Raw genomic sequence first — 25,301 nt, 5'->3', positions numbered from 1 at the left:
CAGTGGGATTTCCCGACATCACCCCCTCGCTCAAAGCCGCGATGCCCGATCTACGCGGCCGGATGCTGGCCAACCAGTCGCTCGCCGAGCTCACCTGGTTTCGCGTCGGCGGTCCCGCGCAGGTGCTGTTCACGCCGGCGGACGAGGATGATCTCGCCTATTTCCTCGCCCATCTCGCTTCCGACATTCCCGTCTATGTCGTCGGCGTCGGCTCCAACCTGATCGTGCGCGACGGCGGCATTGCGGGCGTGGTGATCCGTCTCGCGCCGCGCGCCTTTGGCGAGGCGAGCGCGAGCGGCGATGTCGTCACCGCCGGAACTGCCGCGCTCGACAAGCGTGTGGCGGAAGTGGCGGCCTCCGCCAATATCGGCGGGCTCGAATTCTACTTCGGCATTCCCGGCACCATCGGCGGCGCGCTGCGCATGAATGCGGGGGCCAATGGCGGCGAGACCAAGGACGTGCTGATCGAGGCGCGCGGCGTCGGGCGCGACGGCACGAAGCACGTGTTCTCCAACGCCGGCATGAAGTTCGTCTATCGCAACAGCGGGGTCGATCCTTCCATCATCTTCACCTCGGCGCGCTTTCGCGGCGAGATCAGGGACACTGATGCGATCCGCGCGCGCATGGCGGAGGTGCAAAGCCACCGCGAGACCGCGCAGCCGATCCGCGAGAAGACCGGCGGTTCGACCTTCAAGAATCCGCCCGGCCATTCCGCCTGGAAGCTGGTGGATGCCGCCGGCTGCCGCGGCTTGCGCGTCGGCGGCGCGCAGGTCTCCGAGATGCACTGCAATTTCCTGATCAACACGGGCGACGCCACCGCGCACGACATCGAGACGCTGGGCGAGACCGTGCGTGAACGCGTGAAGGCGAATTCCGGAATTGAGCTCCACTGGGAAATCAAGCGGATTGGAATTCCCGGCTAACCCTGGACAAGCGACGAACGAACATGCGCATCACCATCCTCTTCGGCGGCTCCAACCGCGAACGTCTCGTCTCGGTCGCCTCGGCCCAGGCGCTGCACCAGGCGCTGCCCGAGGCCGATCTCTGGTGGTGGGACGTCGAGGACAAGGTGCATGTGGTGCAGTCGAAACAGCTGCTCGAACACGCCCGTCCGTTCGAGGACGAGTTCAAGCCCGGCACATCAGGCATTCCGCTGGCGCAGGCGCTGGACCAGGCCAAGGCCGAGAATCGCGTGCTGGTGCTCGGCCTGCATGGCGGGCGCGCGGAGAACGGTGAATTGCAGGTGATGTGCGAGGCGCGCGGCGTGCCCTTCACCGGATCGGGCTCGGCCTCCTCGCATCTCGCCTTCGACAAGGTCGCGGCCAAGCATTTCGCCGCGCTTGGCGGCGTGACGCCGCCGGCCAACGTTGCGCTGGACAAGATCGACGAGGCCTTCGCCGAATATGGAAGGCTGATCGCAAAGCCGGCGCGCGACGGCTCGAGCTATGGCCTGATCTTCGTCAACGCCAGGCAGGATCTCGTCGCCGTCCGTAATGCGGCGAAGCACGAAGACTATGTGATCGAGCCCTACATCGCAGGCGTCGAGGCCACCTGCGGCGTGCTGGAGCGCACCGACGGCTCGATCATCTCGCTGCCGCCGATCGAGATCATTCCGGGCGAGGGCAATTTCGACTACGCCGCAAAATATCTCCTGAAGTCGACCCAGGAGATCTGTCCCGGCCGTTTTTCGCCCGAGATCACCGCCGCGCTGAAGGAGCAGGCGATGCTGGCGCATCGCGCGATGTCCTGCACCGGCTATTCCCGCTCGGACTTCATCGTCTCGGACAGGGGCCTGATCTATCTCGAGACCAACACGCTGCCCGGGCTGACCAAGTCCTCGCTCTACCCCAAGGCGCTGAAAGCCGAAGGCATCGAGTTCGTCGACTTCCTGCGCGGCCTGGTCGAGCTCGCCGGGCGGGGCGCGCGAAAATAATTAGGACTGGTTAACGGCGGAACAGGCGAAATGGCCGGTTTTGGAACCCAAAACCGGTAAAATGCCGGGTATCGCGGCACAAATGCCTCACAAGCCTGGGCAAAACGCATCCCGCGTTAACGAAGTTTACCTTTTGTTTACCAGGACGTCCGAAGGTTAACGCTGGCGGCGCATATGACGCTTTGGCTGCCGGCGCGTGGGCTGTTGCGGGTGATGTCACCTCCAGCGAACGCTTTGAAGGGGAGAGGTTTTCTACTTCTGAAGACCAGCACCCGGCCCGGCAAGTCCGAGACGTCATGTTCGCCAGGACCCGCGCGATGTCGCGGGCTAACTGTTGACGAGCTCGTGCAATGGATGGTGCAGGAAGCCTCACTCGGTCGTTTCTGAGATCGCTGAGGCCCCAAGCTGACCTGAAGGCGGCCGCTATCGGAGCGGTCGTGCTTCTGCGCGAGTGGGTGCAGGAGAGGCGTGACGAGAAGCGCGCTGCTGCCAAGGACAAGATCCGCACCAAAGCCAAGCCCGTGGTCGAGCGTGACCCCCCGCCGCGCGTGGTCGCGCTGGTCGAGCGCTATCTGCCGCGCCGGGTCGGAATCACCATGACCGTTCTGCTGCTGCTCGGCAGCTGCGGCTTAGGCATCGTCAAAGGCGGCCATCTCCAGGATTTCATCACGGCGGTCAGCGACGCCCGCAACGCGCTGGCCAATTCCGCCGGCTTCCGCATCACCTCGGTCGTCATCAACGGCCGCAAGCAGCTCAGCCAGGACGAGATCCTCGCGGTCGGCGGCGTCAGCGGCCGCTCCTCGCTGCTGTTCCTCGACGCCGACGCCGTGCGCGACAAGCTCAAGGCCAATCCCTGGATCGCGGATGCGACCGTGCTGAAGCTCTATCCGGGCCAGCTCATGATCGAGCTCACCGAGCGCAAGGCGTTCGCGCTGTGGCAGGAGGCCGGCCGGCTCTCCGTCATCGCCGATGATGGCGCCGTGCTCGAGCCCTACGTCTCGCGCCGGTTCCTGTCGCTGCCGCTCGTGGTCGGCAAGGGCGCCGACACCCAGGCGCGCGATTTCCTGGCGCTGCTGGCGCGCTATCCGCAGATCAATTCGGTGACCAAGGCCGCGATCTATGTCGGCGAACGGCGCTGGAACCTGAGGCTCAAGGACGGCCTCGATATTCGTCTGCCCGAGCAGGACGTCGGCAACGCTCTCGCGATGCTGTCCAAGCTCGACAAGGAGGACAAGCTGTTCTCCCGCGACATCGTCGCCGTCGACATGCGCCTGCCCGATCGTCTGGTGGTGCAGCTGTCCGACGACGCCGCCAAGGCGCGCGAGGACCTGTTCAAGGACAAGAAGAAAAAGAAGGCCGGGGACGCCGCATGACCGGTCTTGATCGCACCCAGACCCCGAAGACGCGCCCGATGCCGCACAAGCGCGGCGGCCTCGTCGCCTGCCTCGACATCGGCACCAGCAAGATCGCCTGCATGATCGCGCGGCTGAAGCCGTCGGCGCCGAGCGATGCCTTGCGCGGCCGTACCCATGCGGTGGAATTGATCGGTTACAGCCAGATCCAGTCGCGCGGCATGAAGGCCGGCGCGGTGATCGATCTTGCCGAATGCGAGCAGGCGGTGCGCCAGGCCGTCGGGCTGGCGGAGAAGATGGCCAAGGTGCGGGTCGAGTCCGTGCTGCTGTCGGTCTCCGGTGGCCGGCTTTCCGGCCAGCTGGTCGAAGCCGCGGCCGATATCCGCGGTGGCGCGGTGACGGCGGCCGATGTCAGCCGCGTCACCTCCACCGGCATGCGGCACGCCACCGGCGAAGGCCGCACTGTGCTGCACGCGTTGCCGGTCGGCTACACGCTCGACGGCGTCAAGGGCATCCGCGATGCCCGCGGCATGGTCGCGCATCAGTTCGGCGTCGACATGAATGTCGTCACCTGCGATGCCACCGTCGCCCGTAACGTGATGCTGGCGGTGGAGCGCTGCCACATCAATGTCGAAGCCGTGGCGGCGAGCCCCTACGTGGCCGGCCTGTCGGTGCTGACCGACGACGAGGCCGATCTCGGCGCGGCCGTCGTCGAAATGGGCGCGGGCACCACGACGATCGCGGTCTATTCCGGCGGCCGCTTCGTGTATGCGGCGGGCTTTGCGGTCGGCGGGCAACACATCACGATGGATCTCGCGCGTGGACTCTCCGCGACCATTGCCGATGCCGAGCGAATCAAGACGTTATACGGGACCGTCATCACCGGCGGATCGGACTCGCGTGAGCTGATGTCTGTACCGACAGCCGGTGACGAGCAGGATCTGCCGCAGATCGTCTCTCGCGCCACCATTGCCAACATCGTCAAGCACCGTGCCGAGGAAGTCTTCGAAATGGTTCGGGACAAGCTGAAGGATTCGCCCTTCGCCTCAGAGCCAAACGGTCGCGTCGTGCTCTCCGGCGGCGCCTCGCAGCTCACCGGTCTCGTCGAACTCGGCACCCAGATTCTCGGCCGGCCCGTGCGGATCGGACGTCCGCTCGGTTTCGGCCGGCTGCCCAACGAGGCGAAGAACGCCGCGTTCGCGGTGCCGGCGGGGCTCCTCGTCTACCCGCAATATGTTCACCACGAGCATGTCGAACCGCGGCATACGCGGCAGCAGGTCAAGACAGGGACGGGCGGTTATTTTGGAAAGGTCGGACGATGGCTACGCGAGGGCTTCTGATGGACCGGTTCCGCAATCTTCGAATTTCACCAACTCCCGCGGCCGCCGGCCGGGGCGAACCCACCACGCGCGCGTGATCGAGAGGCAAACATGACCATCAGCATCAATGTTCCTGATATTCACGAACTGAAGCCCCGCATCACCGTGTTCGGCGTCGGCGGCGCCGGTGGCAACGCCGTCAACAACATGATCACGGCGGGCCTCCAGGGCGTCGACTTCGTGGTCGCCAACACCGACGCGCAGGCGCTGACGATGTCGAAGGCGCAGCGCATCGTGCAGATGGGCACCGCGGTCACGCAAGGCCTCGGCGCGGGTTCGCAGCCGAACGTCGGCGCGGCGGCGGCGGAAGAGGTGATCGACGAGCTGCGCGACCATCTCTCGGGCGCCAACATGGTGTTCGTCACCGCCGGCATGGGCGGCGGCACCGGCACGGGTGCAGCTCCGGTCATCGCCAAGACCGCGCGCGACATGGGCATCCTCACCGTCGGCGTCGTGACCAAGCCGTTCCACTTCGAGGGCGGCCGCCGCATGCGCACCGCGGAAGCCGGCATCAACGAGCTGCACAAGGTCGTGGATACGCTCCTGATCATCCCGAACCAGAACCTGTTCCGGGTCGCCAACGAGAAGACCACCTTCGCCGACGCCTTCGCGATGGCCGACCAGGTGCTCTATTCCGGCGTTGCCTGCATCACCGACCTGATGGTCAAGGAAGGCCTGATCAACCTCGACTTCGCCGACGTTCGCGCCGTCATGCGCGAGATGGGCAAGGCGATGATGGGCACCGGCGAAGCTTCCGGCGACAAGCGCGCGCTGACCGCCGCTGAAGCCGCGATCGCCAACCCGCTGATCGACGACAGCTCGATGAAGGGCGCGAAGGGCCTCCTGATCTCGATCACCGGCGGCAAGGACCTCACCCTGTTCGAGGTCGACGAAGCCGCGACCCGTATCCGCGAGGAAGTCGATCAGGACGCCAACATCATCGTCGGCGCGACCTTCGACGAAGCGCTCGACGGCCTGATCCGCGTCTCGGTGGTCGCCACCGGTATCGAGCAGGCCGCGATCGCCCGCAACAGCCAGGCCACCAGCGCTCCGGTCGCGAATGCGGCGCCGCAGCAGATTCAACAGGTGCAGCAGGCTCCCGCTGCTCCGGCCGCCGCTGCCGAGAGCCGTCTCGCCGACCTGACCGCGCGTCTGCGTGCCGACAATCAGCGCATGGCCGAGCGCGCCCAGAAGCTGGAAGCCCAGATGCCGGCCGCAGCGCCGGCGCCGGTCGCGCCGCGTCCCAATGTCGAGCGCGCCGCGCTTGCCGCCATCGCGGCGGCCGTTGCCGAGGTCCCGCAGGCGCCCGCGCCGATGCAGACCTATGGCGACGTCACGGTGCGCCCGATCGCCCAGAAGCCGACCTTGTTCCCGGAGCCTGACATGGCCCCGGTGGCGATGCAGGAGCCGATGACGCCGGACACCTTCATCCCGCCGCAGGCCGAGCGTGCGCCGGTCCGTGCACCGCGGATGCCGCGGATCGAGGAACTGCCGATGCCGGCCCAGGCCGAGCTTCGCCAGGCCCGTGGCGAGGTTGAAGAAGAGACCCCGCAAAAGACCCGCCTGTCGCTGCTCCAGCGTCTCGCCAATGTCGGCCTCGGCCGCCGCGACGAGGAGAGTGAGGCGCCGGTCGCAGCCCGCACTGCAGGTCCGGCAATGCCGCCGCTGCCCGATCGCCGGCCTCAGAAGACCGTGGCGCAGCAAATCGCGGCTACTGAGCCGGTATCAGAGTATGCTCGTCGCTCCGCGCCGCAGGGCCTGGACATGCACGGCCGCCCGGCACCTGTTGCGCCGGCGCCACAGGGTGACGACCATCTTGATATCCCCGCCTTCCTGAGGCGGCAGGCGACCTGAGGATTGTTACAATAAGGCTGACGAAAAAAGGTCCCGGCGGGAAGCTTGCCGGGACCTTTCCTTTTGCCCCGTGCCTATCCGGATTGTGCGACCAAACAACTGATTTTAAATCATTAATTACGTATTCGGTGGTTCAGTAAAACTGCCGGAAACGGCCCCAAAACTCGGCGCAATTTGGTTAAGCCTTGGCGCGAATACGGCAGGTTTGGGGTAACAATCGGTAAAAAAGCGTGAGTTGGCGCTGTTTGAGGCAGTGACTATGGTTTGCCGTGACTTGGGGATACGGAGATTCGGAAGCGTCGGCACTGGCCGGCCAGACGGGTCTCGTATAAGTCGCAGTGGTCGTAGTGGGGCGGGTTCCTGATGAAATTTAGCCGGCAAACAACGCTTCGTGCGCAAGCCACCGTGGCAGGCGTAGGCGTTCATTCCGGTCTTCCTGTCACTCTCACGCTTGGGCCTGCGCCTGTCGACGCAGGTTTTATTTTTGTCCGCACCGGGCTTGAGGGAAGTGACCGCGAAGTTCAGGCGACCGCCGATCAGGTGATCGCGACCGATTTTGCCACCGTCCTCGGCGATCGCAATGGTCCGCTGGTGTCCACCGCCGAGCACGTGCTCGCCGCGCTGCGGGGCATGGGCGTCGACAACGCCACCATCGAGATCGACGGTCCGGAAGTGCCGATCATGGACGGCAGCGCCGCGGCTTTCATTGCGGCGATCGACCAGGCCGGCATCGTCAGCCAGCCGGCACAGCGCCGCTTCATTCAGGTTTTGAAGCCGATCTCGGTCAAGATCGGTGACTCCTTCGGCGAGATCCGACCCTACGCCAACGGGTTCCGCGCCGAGGTCGAGATCGACTTCACCAATCCCGTCATCGGTCAGCAGAGCTACGGCTTCGACCTGAGCCCGGAACGTTTCCGCCGCGAAGTCGGCCGCGCCCGGACTTTCGGCCTGATGTGCGACGTCGCCCGGCTCTGGAGCGCGGGTTACGCACTCGGCGCCTCCTTCGACAATACCGTCGTGTTCGACGAGGAGCGGCTGCTCAACACCGAGGGCCTGCGCTACGCCGACGAATGCGCCCGCCACAAGGTGCTGGACGTGATCGGCGACCTCGCGCTGGCCGGCCTGCCGCTGCTTGGCGCCTACCGCTCGGTTCGCGGCGGCCACAAGCTCAACCACGCCGTCCTGACCGCGCTGCTCGCCGACCGTACCGCCTGGCGGGTGGTCGAGGGCGAGGCGGCTCGCCGCACCACGCGCCCCGCGGGCGAAGTCGGTCGCGGCATCGTCGGCGGCCGGGTCGCCGCGGCCTACGGGCCGGACGTGTCCTGAAGAGACGTGTCCTGAAGAGACCTGTCGCCGTGGCCGTGTGGCGGCGCCTTGCCCCGGGAAACTCCTGGTAACGATGATCGGCTAGGATTGCGGCGCGTTCGCCTTAATCCGGGCGAAATGCCTGCCTATCCGGTTGGTTCAGGATCGTTTTTCGGTTACATCGGCGTGGTCGCATGGCAGGCACCACGGCACCATTTCGCGCCCAGGACGGGGTTCATGGGCTGGCGGACACCGCATCACAGGGCGTCAGGGCTTAAACTCATGTCGGCACAGCGTATGACGCGCGGATATCTCTCGGTCTCGTCTGGAGTCCGCGGGCTGCTTCACGCCGCCACCCTCATCGTGCTCGCGCTGCCGCTGGCCGGCTGCGGCACCGGCGCGCTCTGGGACAAGTTCACCGCCAAGGACGACACCTTCGTCGAGGAGCCCGCCGACAAGATCTACAATGAGGGCCTGTACCTCATGAACGAGAAGAAGGACATGAAGGCGGCGAACAAGAAGTTCGAAGAGGTCGACCGCCAGCATCCTTATTCCGACTGGGCCCGCAAATCGCTCCTGATGTCGGCCTATGCGTCCTACCAGGGCGGCGACTATGACGGCTGCATCGGCGCTGCGACCCGCTACGTCACGCTGCATCCGGGCAGCCCGGACGCGGCCTATGCGCAGTATCTGATCGCGGCCTCCCATTACGACCAGATCCCGGACATCAGCCGCGACCAGGCCCGCACCGAGAAGGCGATCGCCGCGCTGGAAGAGGTCAACCGCAAATATCCGAACTCGGAATATGCGACCTCGGCCAAGGCCAAGATCGAGGGCGCGCGCGACCAGCTCGCCGGCAAGGAAATGAACGTCGGCCGCTACTACATGCAGAAGCGCGACTACACGGCGGCGATCAACCGCTACAAGGCCGTCGTCACGCAGTACCAGACCACCCGCCATGTCGAAGAGGCGCTGTTCCGGCTCACCGAGGCCTATATGGCGATCGGCATCGTCGGCGAGGCACAGACCGCGGCGGCCGTGCTCGGCCACAATTTTCCTGACAGCCGCTGGTACAAAGACGCCTATAATCTTGTAAAATCGGGCGGTCTCGAACCGAGCGAGAATCAGGGGTCCTGGATCAGCCGGACTTTCAAGAAGATGGGTCTCGGCTAGGAAATCTGGTTCCATGCTGGCGCGTCTGTCGATCCGTGACATCGTCCTGATCGAACGGCTCGATATCGAATTCGCCACCGGCCTTGCGGTTTTGACCGGCGAGACCGGTGCGGGCAAATCCATCCTGCTCGATGCCTTTGCACTGGCGCTCGGCGGCCGCGGCGACGCCGGCCTCGTGCGCCATGGCGCGGAGCAGGGGCAGGTCACCGCCGTCTTCGATATCCCCAAGAATCACCCTGCGGCGAAAATCCTCGCCGAGAACGGGCTGGACGATACCGGCGAGATGATTCTCCGCCGGGTGCAACTCGCCGACGGCCGCACCCGCGCCTTCATCAACGACCAGTCGATCAGCGTGCAGACGCTGAAGGCGGTCGGCGCCGCCCTGGTCGAGATCCACGGCCAGCATGACGAGCGCGCGCTGGTCGATGCCGCCACCCACCGCCGCCTGCTCGACGCCTTTGCCGGGCTGGAAAAGGACGTCGCGGCCGTTGAGTCGCTCTGGGACGCCCGTCGCACCGCCAACACGGCGCTGGAGGAGCATCGCGCCGGCATGGAGCGCGCCGCGCGCGAGGCCGATTATCTGCGCCACGCCTCGGACGAGCTGAAGCAGCTGGCGCCCAAGGATGGCGAGGAGACCTCGCTGGCCCATCGCCGCACCACCATGATGCAGGGCGAGAAAATCGCCTCCGATCTGCGCGAGGCGCAGGAAGCGGTCGGCGGCCATCATTCGCCGGTCGCAACGCTCTCGGCTGCCGTGCGCCGGCTGGAGCGCCGCGGTGTCAATTCGCCGGCGTTGGTCGAGCCTGCCGTGAAGGCGATCGACATCGCGATCAACGCGCTGGAGGAAGCCGACCAGCATCTGCTGGCCGCGCTTGCCGCGACCGATTTCGACCCGGCCGAGCTCGAACGCATCGAGGAGCGGCTGTTCGCCCTGCGTGCAGCCTCGCGCAAATATTCGACCCCGGTGGACCTGCTCGCGGCGCTCGCTGCCCAGTACGCGGCCGACGTCGTGCTGATCGACGCCGGCGCCTCGCAGTTGAAGAAGCTGGAGCAGGCTGCGATCGAGGCCGATGGCCGCTACGCCGCTGCCGCCAAGAAGTTGTCACTTGCGCGGCAGAAATCGGCGGAAAAGCTCAACAAGTCTGTCAATGCCGAGCTCGCACCGCTCAAGCTCGAACGCGCGAAATTCATCACCCAGGTGACGACCGACGAGGCGGCCCCAGGCCCGCAAGGGTTCGACCGCGTCGAGTTCTGGGTGCAGACCAATCCGGGCACGAAGCCGGGGCCGATGATGAAGGTCGCCTCCGGCGGCGAGCTCTCGCGCTTCCTGCTGGCGCTCAAGGTCGTGCTGTCCGACCGCGGCTCGGCGCCGACACTGGTGTTCGACGAGATCGACACCGGCGTCGGCGGTGCGGTCGCGGACGCCATCGGCGGGCGGTTGGCGCGGCTTGCCGGCAAGGTGCAGGTGATGGCCGTGACCCACGCCCCGCAGGTCGCCGCCCGCGCCGACCAGCATCTGCTGATCTCCAAGGATGCGCTGGACAAGGGCAAGCGCGTCGCGACCCGCGTCAACGCGCTCGCCGCCGACCACCGCCGCGAGGAAATCGCCCGCATGCTCGCCGGCGCCGAGATCACGGCCGAGGCGCGCGCGGCCGCGGAGCGGCTGCTCAAGGCGGCAAGCTAGGCTTGATTTCCATCGTCATTCCGGGGCGCACGAAGTGCGAACCCGGAATCTCGAGATTCCGGGTCTGGTCCTTCGGACCATCCCGGAATGACTCTTTCAATTGCAGATCGACTCGTAGAGATCATCCCAATTGGGATTGTCTTTCTCGATCAGCTGGGTCTTCCAGGTCCGTTTCCACTTCTTGAGTTCTTTCTCGCGCGAGATCGCCGAGATGGGATCGTCGTAGACCTCGAACCAAACAAGCTGCGTGATGTTGTATCTTGTCGTGAAGCTTGGCACGGCCTTGAGTCGGTGCTCATAGACACGCCGCACGAGATCGTTGGTGATGCCGACGTAGATTGCCCCGTCCCGCCGGCTTGCTAGAATGTAGACGTAATACGCCACAAGTCCCTCCCCACCGTCATTCCGGGGCGCACGAAGTGCGAACCCGGAATCTCGAGGTTCCGGGTCTGGTCCTTCGGACCATCCCGGAACGACGAGCTAGAACATTAAGCATGATGGCCAGAGCAACAAAATCAAAAGCAAAACCGCTTCGTGACGTCGCCGACCTCACCAAGGCGCAGGCCAAGGTCGAGCACATGCGGCTGTCGCTCGAGATCGAGGGGCACAACGAGCGCTACTATCAGGATGACGCGCCCACCGTCACCGACGCCGAATATGACGCGCTGCGCCAGCGCTTCAACGCCATCGAAAAGCGCTTTCCGGAATTCGTCAGTGCGGACTCGCCCTCGCAAAAGGTCGGCGCAGCGCCGTCGGGCCGCTTCAAGAAGGTGTCGCACTCGGTCCCGATGCTGTCGCTCGACAACGCCTTTGCGGAGGAGGACGTCCGCGACTTCGTCGGCCGCATCGTGCGCTTCCTGAAGCTCGATGACGACCAGATCAACTTCTCCGCCGAGCCGAAGATCGACGGCCTCTCGATGTCGTTGCGTTATGAGGGCGGCGAGCTCATCACCGCGGCGACGCGCGGGGACGGTGCGGTCGGCGAGGATGTCACCGCCAACATCCGCACGCTCGAAGACGTGCCGCAGAAGTTGAAGGGCCGCAACATCCCCGACATCTGCGAGGTGCGCGGCGAGGTCTACATGACCAAGAAGGCGTTCCTCGCGCTCAACGAGCGCCAGAAGGCTGCCGGCGACACCATCTTCGCCAACCCGCGCAATTCTGCCGCAGGATCGCTGCGGCAGAAGGACCCGACCATTACGGCCTCGCGGCCTCTCGGCTTCTTCGCCTATGCCTGGGGCGAGATGAGCGCGATGCCCGAGGGCACGCAGAGCGGCATGATCGGCTGGTTCGAGCGCTGCGGTTTCAAGACCAATCCGCTGACCAGGCTGTGTCACTCCGTCGAGCAGCTGCTGGCTTTTCATCAATCGATCGAGGAGCAGCGCGCACGGCTCGACTACGACATCGACGGCGTCGTCTACAAGGTCGACCGCATCGACTGGCAGGAGCGACTCGGCTTCGTCTCGCGCACGCCGCGCTGGGGCATCGCGCACAAATTCCCGGCGGAGCGCGCCATGACGGTGCTGCGTGACATCGAGATCCAGGTCGGCCGCACCGGCTCGTTCACGCCGGTCGGCAAGCTCGAGCCGGTCGGCGTCGGCGGCGTGATCGTGCAGAACGTCACGCTGCACAACGAGGACTACATCAAGGGCATCGGCAACAAGGGCGAGGTGCTGCGCGAGGGCCGCGATATCAGGATCGGCGACACCGTCGTGATCCAGCGTGCCGGCGACGTCATTCCACAGATTGTCGATGTCGTCCTCGACAAGCGGCCGAAGACGGCCAAGGAATTTCACTTCCCGAAGAAGTGCCCGTGCCCGCTGCACACCGACGTCACGCGCGGGGAGACGGCCGCCGGTGAGGAAGAATCGCGCGCCCGCTGCACCGGCGAGTTCGCCTGCCCCTATCAGAAGATCGAGCACCTCAAGCTGTTCGTGTCGCGTCGCGCCTTCGACATCGACGGTCTCGGCGAGAAGCAGCTCCAGTATTTCTTCGATGAAGGATGGGTCAAGGAACCTGCCGACATCTTCACGCTGGAGAAGCGCAATGCGAAGCTGAAGCTCGAAGAGATCGAGGGCTACGGCGCCACTTCGGTGCGCAATCTGTTCGGCGCCATCGAGAGCCGGCGCAAGATCGCGCTGGAGCGCTTCGTCTATGCGCTCGGCATGCGCCATGTCGGCGAGACCACGGCGCTGGCGCTGGCTCGCGGCTACGGCTCCTGGGACGCCTTCCACGATGCCTGCCTCAAGGTCGCCAAGGGAGACGAGGAGGCGATGGTCGAGATGGACGCGCTCGACCAGATCGGCGACACCGTGATCAAGAGCATCGCCGACTATTTCGGCGAAAGCCACAATCGCGGCATCGTCGAGCGGCTCGTCAAAGAGCTCGATCAGATCGTCGACGCCGAGAAGCCGAAGAGCAACTCCGCCGTCGCCGGCAAGACGGTGGTGTTCACGGGTTCGCTGGAGAAGATGACGCGCGACGAGGCCAAGGCCACCGCAGAGCGTCTGGGGGCGAAGGTGTCAGGTTCAGTGTCGAAGAAGACCGACCTTGTCGTCGCCGGCCCCGGCGCGGGCTCAAAGCTCGCGGAAGCCAACAAGCACGGCGTCAAGGTGCTGACCGAGGATGAGTGGCTGACGCTGATCGGGGAGTGAGCTCTTCTTCCCTTCTCCCCTTGTGGGAGAAGGTGGCGCGAAGCGCCGGATGAGGGGTTCTATCCCCGAGTCGAATTTTGACAGGGAGCGTGCGGAGACAGACCCCTCATCCGGCGCGCTATGCGCGCCACCTTCTCCCACAAGGGGAGAAGGAAGAAAGTCTCACATCATCCCGCTCTCTTCCTCTTCCGCCTGCTCGATCAGCGTCTCGCTCACCATGACCTCGCGGCGGGGGACGACGAAGATCATCATGCAGGCGCAGAGCAGCGAGATCGCGAGGACGGCTGAGGTGAGCGGCAGCGTCGTGGCGGAGTGGCCGCCGAGATAGGCGCCGAATTGCGACATCAGCGCGCCGATGCCCTGCTGCAGGAAACCCATCGCGCCCGACGCGGTGCCTGCTGCCTCGGGACGGATGCTGATCGCGCCGGCCGCGGAGTTCGCCATCACGAAGGCATTGCCGGCCATCACGATCATCTGCGTGCCGAACAGCCAGGCGGGCGCTTCGTTCCAGCCGATGAAGCTCCACGTCAGGTTCAGCACGCTGCCGCAGAGCTGCAAACCGAGCCCGAACCAGATCAGCTTCTCCAGCGAGTGCCTGGGCGCAAAGCGCACGCAGAGCAGGTTGCCGACGAGATACGCAAAACCGGTCGTCGCAAACCAAGCGCCGTATTCGGCGCTGGTGCGGCCCATCTGCGTCACCACGATGTAGGGGCCGCCGCCGGCGAAGGTGAAGATGATCTGCGAAGCCAGCACCTGGCACATCACGTAACCGACGAAGGCGCGGTTGCGAATCAGAATGCCGACGTCGCCGCGAAAGCCGCTGCCGGCAGCACGGGTGCGGCGTGTCTCCGGCAGGGCAACCGCGATGCCGGCGGCGACGAGGATCGCGCCGATCGTGATGGCGTAGAAGATCGCGCGCCAGCCGAACGCGGTCTCGATCAGGCCGCCGGTGAGGGGCGAGACCATCTGCCCGATCATCAGCGCCGCGACCACCAGGCTGATCATCGAGGCGACGCGATCGCGCTCGTAGATATCGCGGATGATGGCGCGGCTGACCACCATGCCGGCGGCGCCGCCCAGTGCCTGGAAGAAACGCGCCGCGATCAGTTGCGGCAAGGTTTGCGCGAAGATGCAAGCGATGCTGGCCGCCACCATCAGCGTCAGCCCGCCGAGCAGCACCGGGCGCCGCCCGAACCTGTCCGACAGCGGACCCATGATCAGCTGCGACAGCGCGATGCCGACCATGTAGAGCGACACCGTCATCTGCGCGACCGAGATGTCGCTGCCGAAATTCGTCGCCAGCACCGGCAGCGCCGGAACCAGCATATAGAGCGAGATCGGCGCGATCCCGGTCATGACGACCAGCAACAGCAGCACCACGCGCGAGGTCGCGATGTTGGCCGCCGCTCCTGGCGGCTTGCTGATCATGCCGTGCATTACGTGTCCGTCTCTGAAATTCGAATCGGACTGTAGCGTGCTCGCACAAGACGGATATTGGCGTTTCGGAATGCGGCTATACGGATTCCGGGATGGTTATGATGAGGGCGTGCGGAGGGGCGGACATTTACGGGGCGCACGTGCCGACATGTTGTGCGGCGTACCTCAAACTCAGCTGTCATCGCCCGCGAAAGCGGGCGATCCAGTATTCCAGAGGCCGTATTGATTGAATCGAGAGGCTGCGGCGTACTGGATTCCCCGCTTTCGCGGGGAATGACATCCGTCGTGAGGAAAGAGCCTTGCGCAAATCGCGTAGTGCTATGCGCTTCGACCTTACGCCTTCAGCTCCGCCGTCGCCTGATCGAGCCACGCCTTCGTCGCCTCGTCCAGCGCCGGCCGCACCTCGGCCCGCACGCGCGCGTGGTAGGCATTGAGCCAGTGGAGCTCGTCCTTGCCCAGCATCGCGACATCGATCAGCCGGCGGTCGATCGGTGCGAGCGTCAGCGTCTCGAACGCGTTCATCGGCTTCTCCGCGCCCTTGATGTCGGCGGCGACCACCAGCTCGAGGTTCTCGATGCGGATGCCGAAACCGTCGGTCTTGTAGTAGCCCGGCTCGTTGGAGAGGATCATGCCGCGCTTCAGCGGCGTGGTGCCGAGCTTCGAGATCCGCGCCGGTCCTTCGTGCACACTGAGATAGCTGCCGACGCCGTGGCCGGTGCCGTGCTCGAAATCGACGCCGGCGGCCCAGAGATATTGCCGTGCCAGCGTGTCGAGCTGCGCGCCGGTGGTGCCGTCGGGAAACACCGCACGCGCAATCGCGATGTGGCCGCGCAAGACGCGGGTGAAGCGGTCGCGCATCTCGGCCGTCGGCTCGCCCACGGCCATGGTGCGGGTGACGTCGGTGGTGCCGTCTTCGTATTGCGCACCGGAATCGATCAGCAAGAGATCGCCGGGCGCGATGCGCCGGTTGCTCTTGCGGGTGACGCGATAGTGCACGATGGCGCCGTTCGGGCCGGTGCCTGATATGGTCGGGAACGACACGTCCTTCAGCGCGCCGGTGTCGCGGCGGAAGGTCTCGAGCGCCTCCACCGCGTCGATCTCGGTGAGCTTGCCGCTGGGTGCCTCGCGGTCGATGAAGGCGAGGAAGCGCGCCAGCGCCACGGCATCGCGCACATGGGCCGTCTTCGTGCCCTTGATCTCGGTCGCATTCTTGACCGCCTTCAGCAGCGCGATCGGATCGCTGCCGCGCACCGGCTTGCCACCGGCGCTCACGATCAGCCGGCTGAGTGCGTCGGCCGCGGTGGCATTGTCGAGTGCGATCGCCGCGCCGCTCTTGGCGAGCGCCATCAGCGTCGGCGCCATCGCATCGGGCTCGCGCACGTCGGCGGACTGCTCGAGATGGTCGCGCGAGAGGTTGGAGAGCTTGCGGTGGTCGATGAACACGGTCGGCCGGCCGTCTTTCGGCACCAGCGCGTAGGACAACGGCAGCGGCGTATGGGCGACGTCGGCGCCGCGGATGTTGAAGGTCCAGGCCACGGCGTGGCTGTCGGACAGCACCAGCGCGTCGACGCCGAGCTTGTCGATCTCGCTTTTGATTTGCGTGATCTTCTCGGCCTCGGCGACCCCGGCATTTTGCAGGCTATGCACCGCCACGGCGGCCAGCGGCGGCTGCGGCCGGTCCTGCCAGATCGCGTCGACCGGATTGGAGTCGACGGCGACCAGCTCGGCGCCGGCCTTGGTGCAGGCGGCGGCGAGGCGTTCGGCTGCCGAAGAAGTGTGCAGCCACGGATCAAATCCGAGGCGGTCGCCGGCTTTCAAGTGCGCCGACACCCAGCTTTCCGGGGGCGGATCGATCAGCGATTCCACGGCCCAGGCCTTTGCGTCGACCTGCTTGGCCGCCTGGATCGTGTAGCGGCCATCGACGAACACCGCGGCTGCATGGGTCAGCACCACAGCCAATCCCGCTGAACCGGTAAAGCCGGTCAGCCAGGCCAGCCGCTCTTCCGACGGGGGGACATATTCATTCTGCTGCTGGTCGGCGCGCGGAATGACGAAGCCGGTCAGCTTGCGGCGGGCGAGTTCTTCACGGAGCGTGGCAAGGCGCGCGGTCAATGCGACGCCGGCCTCGGGCTCCTCAAATGTCTGGAAATGCGCTTCGAACATGATGGGCTCAGTCTAGGATCATGGGGGGCGGTCCGCAATGTAGACGCATTTGCATCGCATCTGGCATGGAGTGTGCTTGAAAATGTTCCATTCGAATTGAGTGGAGTGCAGGATGCAGCAGTTGCGCTTCGTCCGGATAACAGGGAAATTCGAGCAGGTGGTTCATCTCAACGGCGAGGGGACACACGATGCCAGCGTTCACGTTTGAGAAGATTTCGCCGCCGGCCGCGCGCGACCCGGCCGCAACGCCCCCGAAGAAGCCGCGCGGCCTCATCACCCAGATGATCGATCGTTTCGCCGAACGCCGTGCCCGGCGCGCCTTGCGGGGCGAGCGCGCGCTGCGCCGGGACAAGAAGCCGGCGGAGTAGGGACGGCGACGATAATGCCGTAGGGTGGGCAAAGGCGCGAAGCGTCGTGCCCACCATCTCTCTCGGTCGCAAAAAGTGCGTGGGCACGCTCCGCTTTGCCCTACGGCACCTCGCTCACCCCATCTTCCGCAGCAACAAGCTGCTCCACCCTTCGATCCGCAGGTGCCGCAGCGGCACGAGGCCGCGTGCGCGGTAGGCGGCGATCACGGCGGGGGCCTGGTGGGTCAAGAGGCCCGAGAGGATGACGCGGGCGCCGGGCGCGAGGTGCCGCGCCATCGGGCCGGCCAATTGCCTTAACGGGTTGGCAAGGATGTTGGCCAGGACCAGGTCGAACGGGCCGCATCTGGCAAAATCCGGTGCGGCGAAGCCGGTGGCGCGGATCACCCGCACCTGGTTGCCGACTTCGTTCAGCGTCGCGTTTTCGGCCGCCACCCGCACCGATGGCGCGTCGATGTCGGAGGCGAGCACCGCGCGATGCAGCGCTTTCGCCGCCGCGATCCCCAGCACGCCGGTGCCGGTGCCGAGGTCGAGCAGGCTCCTCGGCAGGGAACTCTTCAGGACGTGGTCAAGCAACAGTAAACAGCCGCGGGTGGTGCCGTGGTGGCCGGTGCCGAAGGCGAGCGCCGCCTCGATCTCGATCGCAAGCTTGTTCGGCGCGACCCGGTCGCGGTCGTGACTGCCGTGCACGACGAAGCGCCCGGCCGGTACCGGGACGAGATCTTCCAGGCTCGCCTTGACCCAGTCCTTGGCCTCGATGGTGTCGAAGGTCAGGGTCCCCGCGATGTCGTTTCCTGCTGACGTCGCAACGACTTCGCGCAGCAATGCCTGGTCAGGCGCCTCGGCAAAATGGAGAGTAACGTCCCATTGTCCGTCCGGCCGCTCGAAGGCGGCGACGGCCGCATCGCCCTCCAAAAAGACCTCTGTGAGCACATCGACGACCTGCTTGGCCGCGGCCTCGGTGCCGATCGAAAAGCAGGCGCGATGGGTGGGGGAAAGCTGCATCCTAGGGTTCCGCTGAGTCCAATTTTTGGAACTTTTGTTCCCAATTTTCCGTATAACTTGCGGTTCCCAGATTAACCCGACCGAAGGTTGAGCCCCGTAGATTTTCGGATGTTGGAACCAGTCCACTCATTCTGTAATTGAAACGGAGGCAAGTCTTGAAGCGCATGATCCAGAAGTTCTGGTCGGACGAGTCCGGTGCAACCGCGATCGAGTACGGCCTGATCGCAGCGGGTATCGCACTGGCGATCATCACGGTGGTGAACAGCCTGGGCACCAGCCTGAACGACAAGTTCGGTTCGATTAGCACCTCCTTGAAGTAATTTCCGCTTCCCATTTCCCGGCGGGGGCTGATTTTTCTTTAGAGGCTGTTTCCTGACGATCGCCCGCACGGGGAATTGCCCCCGGCGGGCGAGGTCGTTTTGGGGATCCACAGGGCCGTCCGCTCGTTTCCCGCTCGTTGTCCACGGCCTTATCCCGCCACTCATCCCCAGCTTTTCCACCGCCTCGCACGCGGCTCCCCGGGGCCGCCGCGCACCGGCTACCCACCGCTTTCGCACAGCCCTGCCAACAGCCTGTCCACAGCCCATCCACAGACCTATCCACGGCTTCCGAACAGCGATCGGTGATCCCTCAGGATCGCTTGCGCCGCGTTGTGGCCGGGGGCGCCGGTGACGCCGCCGCCGGGGTGGGCGCCGGAGCCGCAATGATAGAGGCCGCCCAGGGGCCCGCGGTAATCGGCGTGGCCCAGCATCGGCCGCGCCGAGAACAGCTGGTTCAGTGTCAGCGCGCCGTGGAAGATGTCGCCTCCCAAAAGGCCGAACTGCCGCTCGAGATCGAGCGGCGACAGGATCTGGCGGCCGAGCACGCTGGCCGCAAAACCCGGTGCGTATTTGTCCACCGTCGCGATCATGAGATCGGCGACCTCGTCGCGATGGTCGTCCCAGGATTTGCCATCGGGCAGCTCCGGCGCGACATGCTGGCAGAACAGGCTCGCGACGTGTTTTCCCTCGGGCGCCAGCGTGTCGTCGAGCGTCGAGGGGATCAGCATTTCGACGACGGGCTCTCGGCTCCAGCCTTGCGCCCGCGCATCGAGATAGGCGCGATCCATGTAGCCGAGGCTCGGGGCGAGGATGATGCCGGAAGTGAGATGATCGCCGTCATCAGGCAACGCCGTGAAGGAGGGCAGGCGGTCCAGCGCGACGTTCATGCGGAAGGTGCCGGAGCCGTTCTTCCAGTGGCGGATGCGGGCCAGGAAGTCCTTCGGCAGGGCGTCGGCCGCGATCAGCCGCGTATAGAGCAGCTTTGGATTGACGTTGGCCGCGACATATTTTGCGCGGATGGCCGTGCCGTTCTCCAGCACGACGCCGACCGCGCGGTCGCGCTCGACGATGATCTCGCGCACGCCCGCATCGGTGTCGATCACAACGCCGCGGCCCCGTGCTGCGCGCGCCATCGCCTGCGTGATCGCGCCCATGCCGCCGATGGCATGGCCCCAGACGCCCTTCTTGCCGTTCACCTCGCCGAAGGCGTGATGCAACATCACATAGGCTGAGCCCGCCGCGTAGGGGCTGGCATAATTGCCGACGATGGCGTCGAAGCCGAACAGCGCCTTGACCAGGTCGTGCTCGAAGCGTTCGTCCAGCATCTCGCCGGCCGAGCGGGTGAAGAGATCGAGCAGGCTGCGGCTCTGCTCCAGCGTGAGGCCGCGCAGGATGTTGGCGCTCTGGAACGCGTTCACCGCCTCCCGGATCGCGTTCGTGCCAAAGCCGTCGAGCAGGTTCGGTGGCGCACGCAGCACGAACTGCCTGAGCACGTCGGCGATATCTTCCAGCTCGCGCGAGAACCCGTCGAGCGCGCCTGCGTCATGTGTGCTCAGCCGCGCGACGGAATCCTTGGTCCGCCCCTCGCCGGTGAGGAGATAGCTGCCGTCGGGCGCAGGCAGGAAATTCTGCGCGCGCCGCTCGACGACCCGCAGGCCCTGCTCGGCGAGGGCGAGGTCGCGGATCACCTGTGGATTGAGCAGGCTCACGGTGTAGGCCGCGACCGAATTGCGGAAGCCGGGATGAAACTCCTCCGTGACCGCGGCGCCGCCGACCACCTTGCGGCGCTCGACCACGCGCACGCGCAGGCCCGCCATCGCGAGATAGGCCGCGCAGGTGAGGCCGTTATGGCCAGCGCCGATGATGACGACGTCGGTTTCGCTCATGATGTCCCTGGCGTCATTCCGGGGCGATGCGCAGCATCGAACCCGGAATCTCGAGGTTCCGGGTTCGCCTCTTCGAGGCGCCCCGGAATGACATCTCTATATCAAGCAATCGTCGCTGCAACATCACGTGTCCCTTTATTGCCCGTTCAGGCGCCTTGTGCTCCATTGCGCGCGTCCGGCGCCCGCCGGAGGACTTATCCGACGCGTTTTCTCGCGCGAACCGGTGCCCACCTCGCCGGAAAACGCTTTTGCTGGAGCTTCCATGGATTCGATCGTGCAACCCGCCGCCACGGAGCAGCCGTCCTCGTCGCGCAACCGGTTGCTGCTGACGGTCTACACCGCCGCGATCTTCGTCAGCGCGCTGCTGTTGTTCTCGGTGCAGCCGCTATTCACGAAGATGGTGCTGCCGCGGCTCGGCGGCTCGCCGGCGGTGTGGTCGGTGGCGATGGTGTTCTTCCAGTCGCTGCTGCTGGCGGGCTATGCCTATGCGCATCTCCTGATGCAGGCCAGGAACCGGATCGTTCCGGTCGCAGTGCATCTGGTTTTGCTGATCGCAGCCTTCGCCACGCTGCCGCTCGGCATCGCCACCGCCTATGGCGAGCCGCCGGCCTCCGGCTATGCCTTCTGGCTGCTCGGCCTGTTCGTGGTCTCGATCGGCCTGCCGTTCTTCGCGCTCGCCGCCAACAATCCGCTGCTGCAGGCCTGGTTCGTCCGCACCGGCCATCCCGCCGGGCACGATCCCTATTTCCTCTATGCCTCCTCCAACATCGGCAGCTTCCTCGCGCTGTTGTCCTATCCCTTCCTGCTCGAGCCGATGTTCACGCTGCACACGCAGAACCGGTTCTGGACCGCCGGCTATGGCCTCCTGATCCTCCTCATTGCCGCCTGTGGCGTGCTGCTGCTGCGCTCGCCGAAGCTTGCCGTGGCGGACGTGCAGACCGAGGACGTCAATGCACCTGCGCCTGGCATGGTGACGCGGCTGCGCTGGATCTTCCTCGCCGCGGTGCCGTCAGGCCTGCTCATCGCCGTCACCGCGCACATCTCGACCGACGTGGCGGCGGCGCCGTTGCTTTGGGTGCTGCCGCTGTCGCTGTATCTGCTCACCTGGGTGGTGGTGTTCCAGTCGCGGCCGCTGCTGCCGCACAAATGGATGCTGATGCTCCAGCCGGTCGCGATCGCGGGCGTCATTTTCCTGCTGGCCTTCGGCGGCGAACAGAATCTGCTGCTGACCCTCGGCGGCCACCAATTGTGCTTCTTCGTCATCGCCATGGCCTGCCACGGCGAACTGGCGCGGACACGGCCGGCCGCCAGATATCTCACCGGCTTCTATGTCGCGCTGTCGTTCGGCGGCATGGTCGGCGGGCTGTTCGCCGGCCTCGTCGCCCCATTCACCTTCTCGTGGATCGCCGAATATCCGATCCTGATCGCGCTCGCCGCGCTGTGCCGGCCGCCTGCGAACGAGCTGCTGGCGGGCATCGTGAGATGGTACTGGCTGGCGCTCGCCGTGCTCGCAGTGGCGCTCGTTGCGCCGTCTTATATGACCGGCGGTCTCTCGACCTGGTTTGAGGATCACCGCGTCTGGATCGCCGGCGCCGTCGGCGTGCTCGCCGCGCTGCTCGCACTGGCGCTCAACGCCGGCCGCTGGAAGATCTTTGCGACCGTCGCGCTCGCGCTGGCGTTGATCCGCGTTTATCCCGCGGACGAGGGCCGCGTCACGACGGTGCGCAGCTTCTTCGGCGTGCACAAGATCGTGGTGACGCCCGGCGGCTATTTCCACGTGCTGATGCACGGCACCACGATCCACGGCGCCGAGCGCTTCCGCAACAATGACGGCACGCCTGTCGCCGGCCGGCCCGAGCCGATCACCTACTACCACAAGGATGGCGGCATCGGTCAGGCCGTCACCGCGATCCGCGAGCGCAAGGGCGCGCCGCTGAAGGTCGCCGCGATCGGCGTCGGCTCGGGCACGCTCGCCTGCGCCGCCGAGCCGGGCGAGAACTGGACCTTCTTCGAGATCGACCAGTCCATGGTCGACGCCGCAAGCGATCCGAAGAACTTTCGCTACATCTCGAGCTGCATGCCCGACATGAAGCCGGTGATCGGCGATGCACGGTTGACCTTTGCGAAGGAGCCCGACGGCGCTTATGACCTCATCATCGTCGACGCCTATTCGTCGGATGCGATTCCGATCCATCTCGCCACCGAAGAGGCGATGAAGATCTACAAGGACAAGCTGGCTCCGCACGGCGCCGTGGTGATGCACGTCTCCAACCGGCACCTTGATCTCGAGACCGTCGTGGTCGGCATCGCCGACGCCAATGATTTGAAGAGCTGGGTCTTCAACGAGGATTCCGGGCGCGACAGCGACTACATCTTCTCGACCGACGTCGTCATCTCCGCGCGCGAAGACGCCGACATCGGCCGGCTCGCCGCCTCCAAGTCATGGGAGCAGACCGAAGCCGACGATCGGGTGCGGGTCTGGACCGACGACTACTCCAACATCCTGGGCGCGCTGTACCGGCGTCTGCGCGACGGGGAGTAGGAACGATTCTTCGTAGCCCGGATGGAGCTGCGCTCCATCCGGGCCACGAGGCGGGCTGCTTCTACGGCGCCACCTGCGTCCCCGCCGGCAATGCAATTCCCTTCTCGCCTGCGACGTCCCTCAGCAAATCCGGCCTGTCCGAGATGATGCCGTCGACGCCGAGCTCGATCATGCGCGCCATGTCCTCGCGCTTGTTGACCGTCCACACCACGACGCGCAGTCCGAGTGCGTGCGCCTCCGAGATGAGCGCTCCGGTCACATCGCCGAAATAGGGCGACCAGACCGCGCCGCCCGCAGCCTTGATCGTCCGCGGCAGCGAGCCGCCGTGATCGGCGGGGCTGAAGCTGGCCGTCCAGTTGGTGGCTTTGTCGAGCGCCACCGTCTGGCCTGAGCCGCGCTGGAGCGTCAGGTAGACCGTCGGAATGTTGGGCGCCTGTTGCTGGACGAGCAGCAGGGTCCGCCAGTCGAACGACTGGATCATGACGCGGTCGGAAAACTTTTCAGCGTCGATCAGTCCGAGCACCTTGGTGACGAAAGCTTGCGGATCGAGGGATTCGTCCGGATGGTTCGGATCGATCTTGGTTTCGATGTTGAAACGCACGCGAGTGTTGCCGGACTTTCGCACCAGCGCGAACAGCTCGCTCAGGGTGGGAATGCGTGTCCCCGGAACGGCCCGCTGATCGGGAAATTGTTTCGCATAAGAGCTGTCGGGACGGATCTGGCCGACGTCATAGGACCTGACCTCGTCGAGGCGCAGTTTTACGAAGGGCGTGCCGGGCGGCGTGATATAGGCCCCGTCGGACCTCCGCGCGAGATCGGGATTGAGCCCGCGCTCATGCGACACCACGACCTCGCCGTCCGCGGTCACGCCGACATCGAGCTCCAGCGTGTCCACGCCCATCGACAGCGCATTGGCGAAGGCCGGCAGGGTGTTTTCCGGCAGCAGCGCGCGGCCGCCGCGATGCGCTTCGAGATCGAAGGCCATAGCCTCTCCCGCCATCGAAACCAGGATCACAGTCAAGATCGTTGAGATACGTGAGGGCATGGCGGCACGCTGGGCAAGGGGCAGTGCTTGGTAGTCGAGCACTTTGCCGGCGTGTCGGCAACGTCACAAAGACGAAGCCGCGACCGGGCCCGAGATTTTGGGAGCCGGGCGGCCGCGCCTTCGTCGTTGAACGCGGCAACGCTGCGTTCGAATAGCGTCAGTTCTGGTAGTAATAGCCGCGCGGCTGATAAACCTGCCGGGGCTGCGGCTGATAATAGTAGCCCTGCTGGCCAGCGCTCTGGTCGTAATAGGAGCGCGGTTGCTGCTGCTGATAGACCTGCGCGTCATAGAGCGGCCGGGTGGAGGGGCGCGGCGCCGGGTAGCGCGCGCCGGTGTCGCTGCCGTCGGCCGGATAGATGTAGTTGTCGTCCTGTGGCATGTAGCGGCGGGCGGGCTGCGCCGGCGGCGCCAAATTCACGGGATCGCCTGACGTGGCGTATTGCTCTTCGGCAGGCTGCGGAGCGCGGGCCACTGCTGTGGGGTTGCGGCCGCGCGGATTGCGGGCCAGAGCCACCTGGGCCGAGCCGGTCAGCGTCACCGTGGTGTTGAGCACGCCCTGCTGCTGCACCAGCGCGTAGAGCGTCGTCGCATTCTGGCGCGACAGCCGCACGCAGCCATGCGACGCGGGCGAGCCGAGCCGGCCGACCGAGTCGGTGCCGTGGATGGCGTGCCCGACCTTGGTGAAGAAGATCGCATGCGGCATCGGCGCGTCGTCGAATTCCTTGGAGTAGTGATCCTCTTCCATGCGGAAGGCGCGGAATGCGCCGTTCGGCGTTTCGCGCGAGGGAATGCCGGTCGACACCGGCCAGCGATAGCGCGCGACGCCGTCGACCGCGACGGTCATCTGCTGATTGTCCTTGTCGACGGTGATCTCGACCTTGGCCTGCGCGGTGCCCGCGCTCAAAAGCATCAGGGAGGTGAAAGCGATAAAAAATGAACGCATCTGGAAACGCATTTGAGTTCTTGGCCTCCGGCCTGTTCACGCCAGGCGCTGCGGCTCTCCGTCCCCCGGCGTGCAATATGTCTGCAATCCGGCTTTCGTTCCAGCGGCCTGGCGGTCCATCGTTAACGCGATGCCGGGCGTAAGCAAGGCCGCTTTGTGCCACGTGGCTGGCGGCGGCGCTGACATTTTCGCGAGCGTGCCGAGCGTTCACAACGCCGACAATTCGTCATAAAGGCGCAACCATTCGGCCGCTTCGGGCGT

At 65.5% G+C, this 25,301-nt stretch carries 19 protein-coding genes; 12 read left to right on the top strand and 7 right to left on the bottom strand.

All coding sequences use genetic code 11. From position 1 onward, the window contains the following. The first annotated feature begins 2 nt into the window (after nucleotides 1-2). From murB to recN, 8 genes are all read left to right on the top strand, one after another. The gene (gene murB, locus NLM15_RS35060; protein WP_254122482.1) at nucleotides 3-923 is read left to right on the top strand and encodes a UDP-N-acetylmuramate dehydrogenase; all 921 of its coding nucleotides are present in this window, start codon (nucleotides 3-5) and stop codon (nucleotides 921-923) included. Nucleotides 924-946: 23 nt separating this feature from the next. Next, nucleotides 947-1,933, top strand: a complete 987-nt coding sequence (locus NLM15_RS35055) for a D-alanine--D-alanine ligase (RefSeq protein WP_254122481.1) — start codon at nucleotides 947-949, stop codon at nucleotides 1,931-1,933. Between the two features lie 350 nt (nucleotides 1,934-2,283). Further along, nucleotides 2,284-3,306, top strand: a complete 1,023-nt coding sequence (locus NLM15_RS35050) for a cell division protein FtsQ/DivIB (RefSeq protein ID WP_254122480.1) — start codon at nucleotides 2,284-2,286, stop codon at nucleotides 3,304-3,306. Then, nucleotides 3,303-4,625, top strand: a complete 1,323-nt coding sequence (gene ftsA / locus NLM15_RS35045) for a cell division protein FtsA (RefSeq protein WP_254122479.1) — start codon at nucleotides 3,303-3,305, stop codon at nucleotides 4,623-4,625. Before NLM15_RS35050 ends, ftsA begins: the two co-directional genes overlap by 4 nt. 90 nt (nucleotides 4,626-4,715) lie before the next feature. Further along, nucleotides 4,716-6,518, top strand: a complete 1,803-nt coding sequence (gene ftsZ / locus NLM15_RS35040) for a cell division protein FtsZ (protein WP_254122478.1) — start codon at nucleotides 4,716-4,718, stop codon at nucleotides 6,516-6,518. Nucleotides 6,519-6,881: 363 nt separating this feature from the next. Continuing rightward, nucleotides 6,882-7,844: a UDP-3-O-acyl-N-acetylglucosamine deacetylase gene (lpxC, locus tag NLM15_RS35035; protein WP_254122477.1), complete on the top strand. Its 963-nt coding sequence runs from the start codon at nucleotides 6,882-6,884 to the stop codon at nucleotides 7,842-7,844. Nucleotides 7,845-8,105: 261 nt separating this feature from the next. Then, nucleotides 8,106-8,996 carry an outer membrane protein assembly factor BamD gene (locus NLM15_RS35030; RefSeq protein WP_254122476.1) on the top strand — a complete coding sequence of 297 codons (891 nt, stop codon included), beginning with the start codon at nucleotides 8,106-8,108 and terminating at the stop codon, nucleotides 8,994-8,996. Nucleotides 8,997-9,009: 13 nt separating this feature from the next. Next, the gene (gene recN, locus NLM15_RS35025; protein ID WP_254122475.1) at nucleotides 9,010-10,680 is read left to right on the top strand and encodes a DNA repair protein RecN; all 1,671 of its coding nucleotides are present in this window, start codon (nucleotides 9,010-9,012) and stop codon (nucleotides 10,678-10,680) included. A gap of 96 nt (nucleotides 10,681-10,776) precedes the next feature. Here the strand turns inward: recN and NLM15_RS35020 are convergent, their stop codons facing one another. Next, the gene (locus tag NLM15_RS35020; protein ID WP_254122474.1) at nucleotides 10,777-11,064 is read right to left on the bottom strand and encodes a GIY-YIG nuclease family protein; all 288 of its coding nucleotides are present in this window, start codon (nucleotides 11,062-11,064) and stop codon (nucleotides 10,777-10,779) included. A gap of 113 nt (nucleotides 11,065-11,177) precedes the next feature. On the opposite strand from NLM15_RS35020, the gene ligA reads away from it, so the two are divergent. Further along, a complete protein-coding gene (ligA, locus tag NLM15_RS35015; protein ID WP_254124584.1) occupies nucleotides 11,178-13,334 on the top strand; it encodes an NAD-dependent DNA ligase LigA in 2,157 nt (718 codons plus the stop codon). A 162-nt stretch (nucleotides 13,335-13,496) separates the two neighbouring features. On the opposite strand, the gene NLM15_RS35010 is transcribed toward ligA, so the two are convergent. After that, entirely contained in the window at nucleotides 13,497-14,771 is a 1,275-nt protein-coding gene (locus NLM15_RS35010; protein WP_254122473.1) for a multidrug effflux MFS transporter, read from the bottom strand. Between the two features lie 333 nt (nucleotides 14,772-15,104). Then, nucleotides 15,105-16,934, bottom strand: coding sequence for an aminopeptidase P family protein (locus NLM15_RS35005; protein ID WP_254122472.1), 1,830 nt, complete (start codon nucleotides 16,932-16,934; stop codon nucleotides 15,105-15,107). A gap of 188 nt (nucleotides 16,935-17,122) precedes the next feature. Here NLM15_RS35005 and NLM15_RS35000 point away from each other — a divergent pair, with 188 nt between their 5' ends. Further along, nucleotides 17,123-17,302 (top strand): hypothetical protein, encoded by a 180-nt coding sequence (locus NLM15_RS35000; RefSeq protein ID WP_254122471.1) that lies wholly within the window; start codon nucleotides 17,123-17,125, stop codon nucleotides 17,300-17,302. 114 nt (nucleotides 17,303-17,416) lie between these two features. Here NLM15_RS35000 and NLM15_RS34995 read toward each other — a convergent pair whose 3' ends face one another. After that, a complete protein-coding gene (locus tag NLM15_RS34995; RefSeq protein WP_254122470.1) occupies nucleotides 17,417-18,304 on the bottom strand; it encodes a 50S ribosomal protein L11 methyltransferase in 888 nt (295 codons plus the stop codon). Nucleotides 18,305-18,468: 164 nt separating this feature from the next. Between NLM15_RS34995 and NLM15_RS34990 the strand changes: the two genes are divergently transcribed. Next, nucleotides 18,469-18,624, top strand: coding sequence for a Flp family type IVb pilin (locus NLM15_RS34990; RefSeq protein ID WP_375166950.1), 156 nt, complete (start codon nucleotides 18,469-18,471; stop codon nucleotides 18,622-18,624). 275 nt (nucleotides 18,625-18,899) lie between these two features. Here NLM15_RS34990 and NLM15_RS34985 read toward each other — a convergent pair whose 3' ends face one another. Beyond that, nucleotides 18,900-20,510 (bottom strand): NAD(P)/FAD-dependent oxidoreductase, encoded by a 1,611-nt coding sequence (locus tag NLM15_RS34985; RefSeq protein ID WP_254122468.1) that lies wholly within the window; start codon nucleotides 20,508-20,510, stop codon nucleotides 18,900-18,902. A gap of 262 nt (nucleotides 20,511-20,772) precedes the next feature. On the opposite strand from NLM15_RS34985, the gene NLM15_RS34980 reads away from it, so the two are divergent. After that, on the top strand, nucleotides 20,773-23,052 hold the full coding sequence (locus NLM15_RS34980) for a fused MFS/spermidine synthase (RefSeq protein ID WP_254122467.1): 2,280 nt from the start codon (nucleotides 20,773-20,775) through the stop codon (nucleotides 23,050-23,052). A gap of 61 nt (nucleotides 23,053-23,113) precedes the next feature. Here NLM15_RS34980 and NLM15_RS34975 read toward each other — a convergent pair whose 3' ends face one another. After that, complete coding sequence (locus NLM15_RS34975; protein WP_254122466.1) at nucleotides 23,114-24,097, bottom strand: glycerophosphodiester phosphodiesterase; 984 nt, start codon at nucleotides 24,095-24,097, stop codon at nucleotides 23,114-23,116. Between the two features lie 157 nt (nucleotides 24,098-24,254). After that, complete coding sequence (locus NLM15_RS34970) at nucleotides 24,255-25,040, bottom strand: L,D-transpeptidase (RefSeq protein ID WP_254122465.1); 786 nt, start codon at nucleotides 25,038-25,040, stop codon at nucleotides 24,255-24,257. Nucleotides 25,041-25,301: the final 261 nt, after the last annotated feature.

The sequence above is a fragment of the Bradyrhizobium sp. CCGB20 genome, from assembly GCF_024199855.1.
Classification (GTDB): Bacteria; Pseudomonadota; Alphaproteobacteria; order Rhizobiales; family Xanthobacteraceae; genus Bradyrhizobium.
Note: the sequence above shows the minus strand (reverse complement) of the source record. Positions and strands in the feature narration are given on the sequence as shown.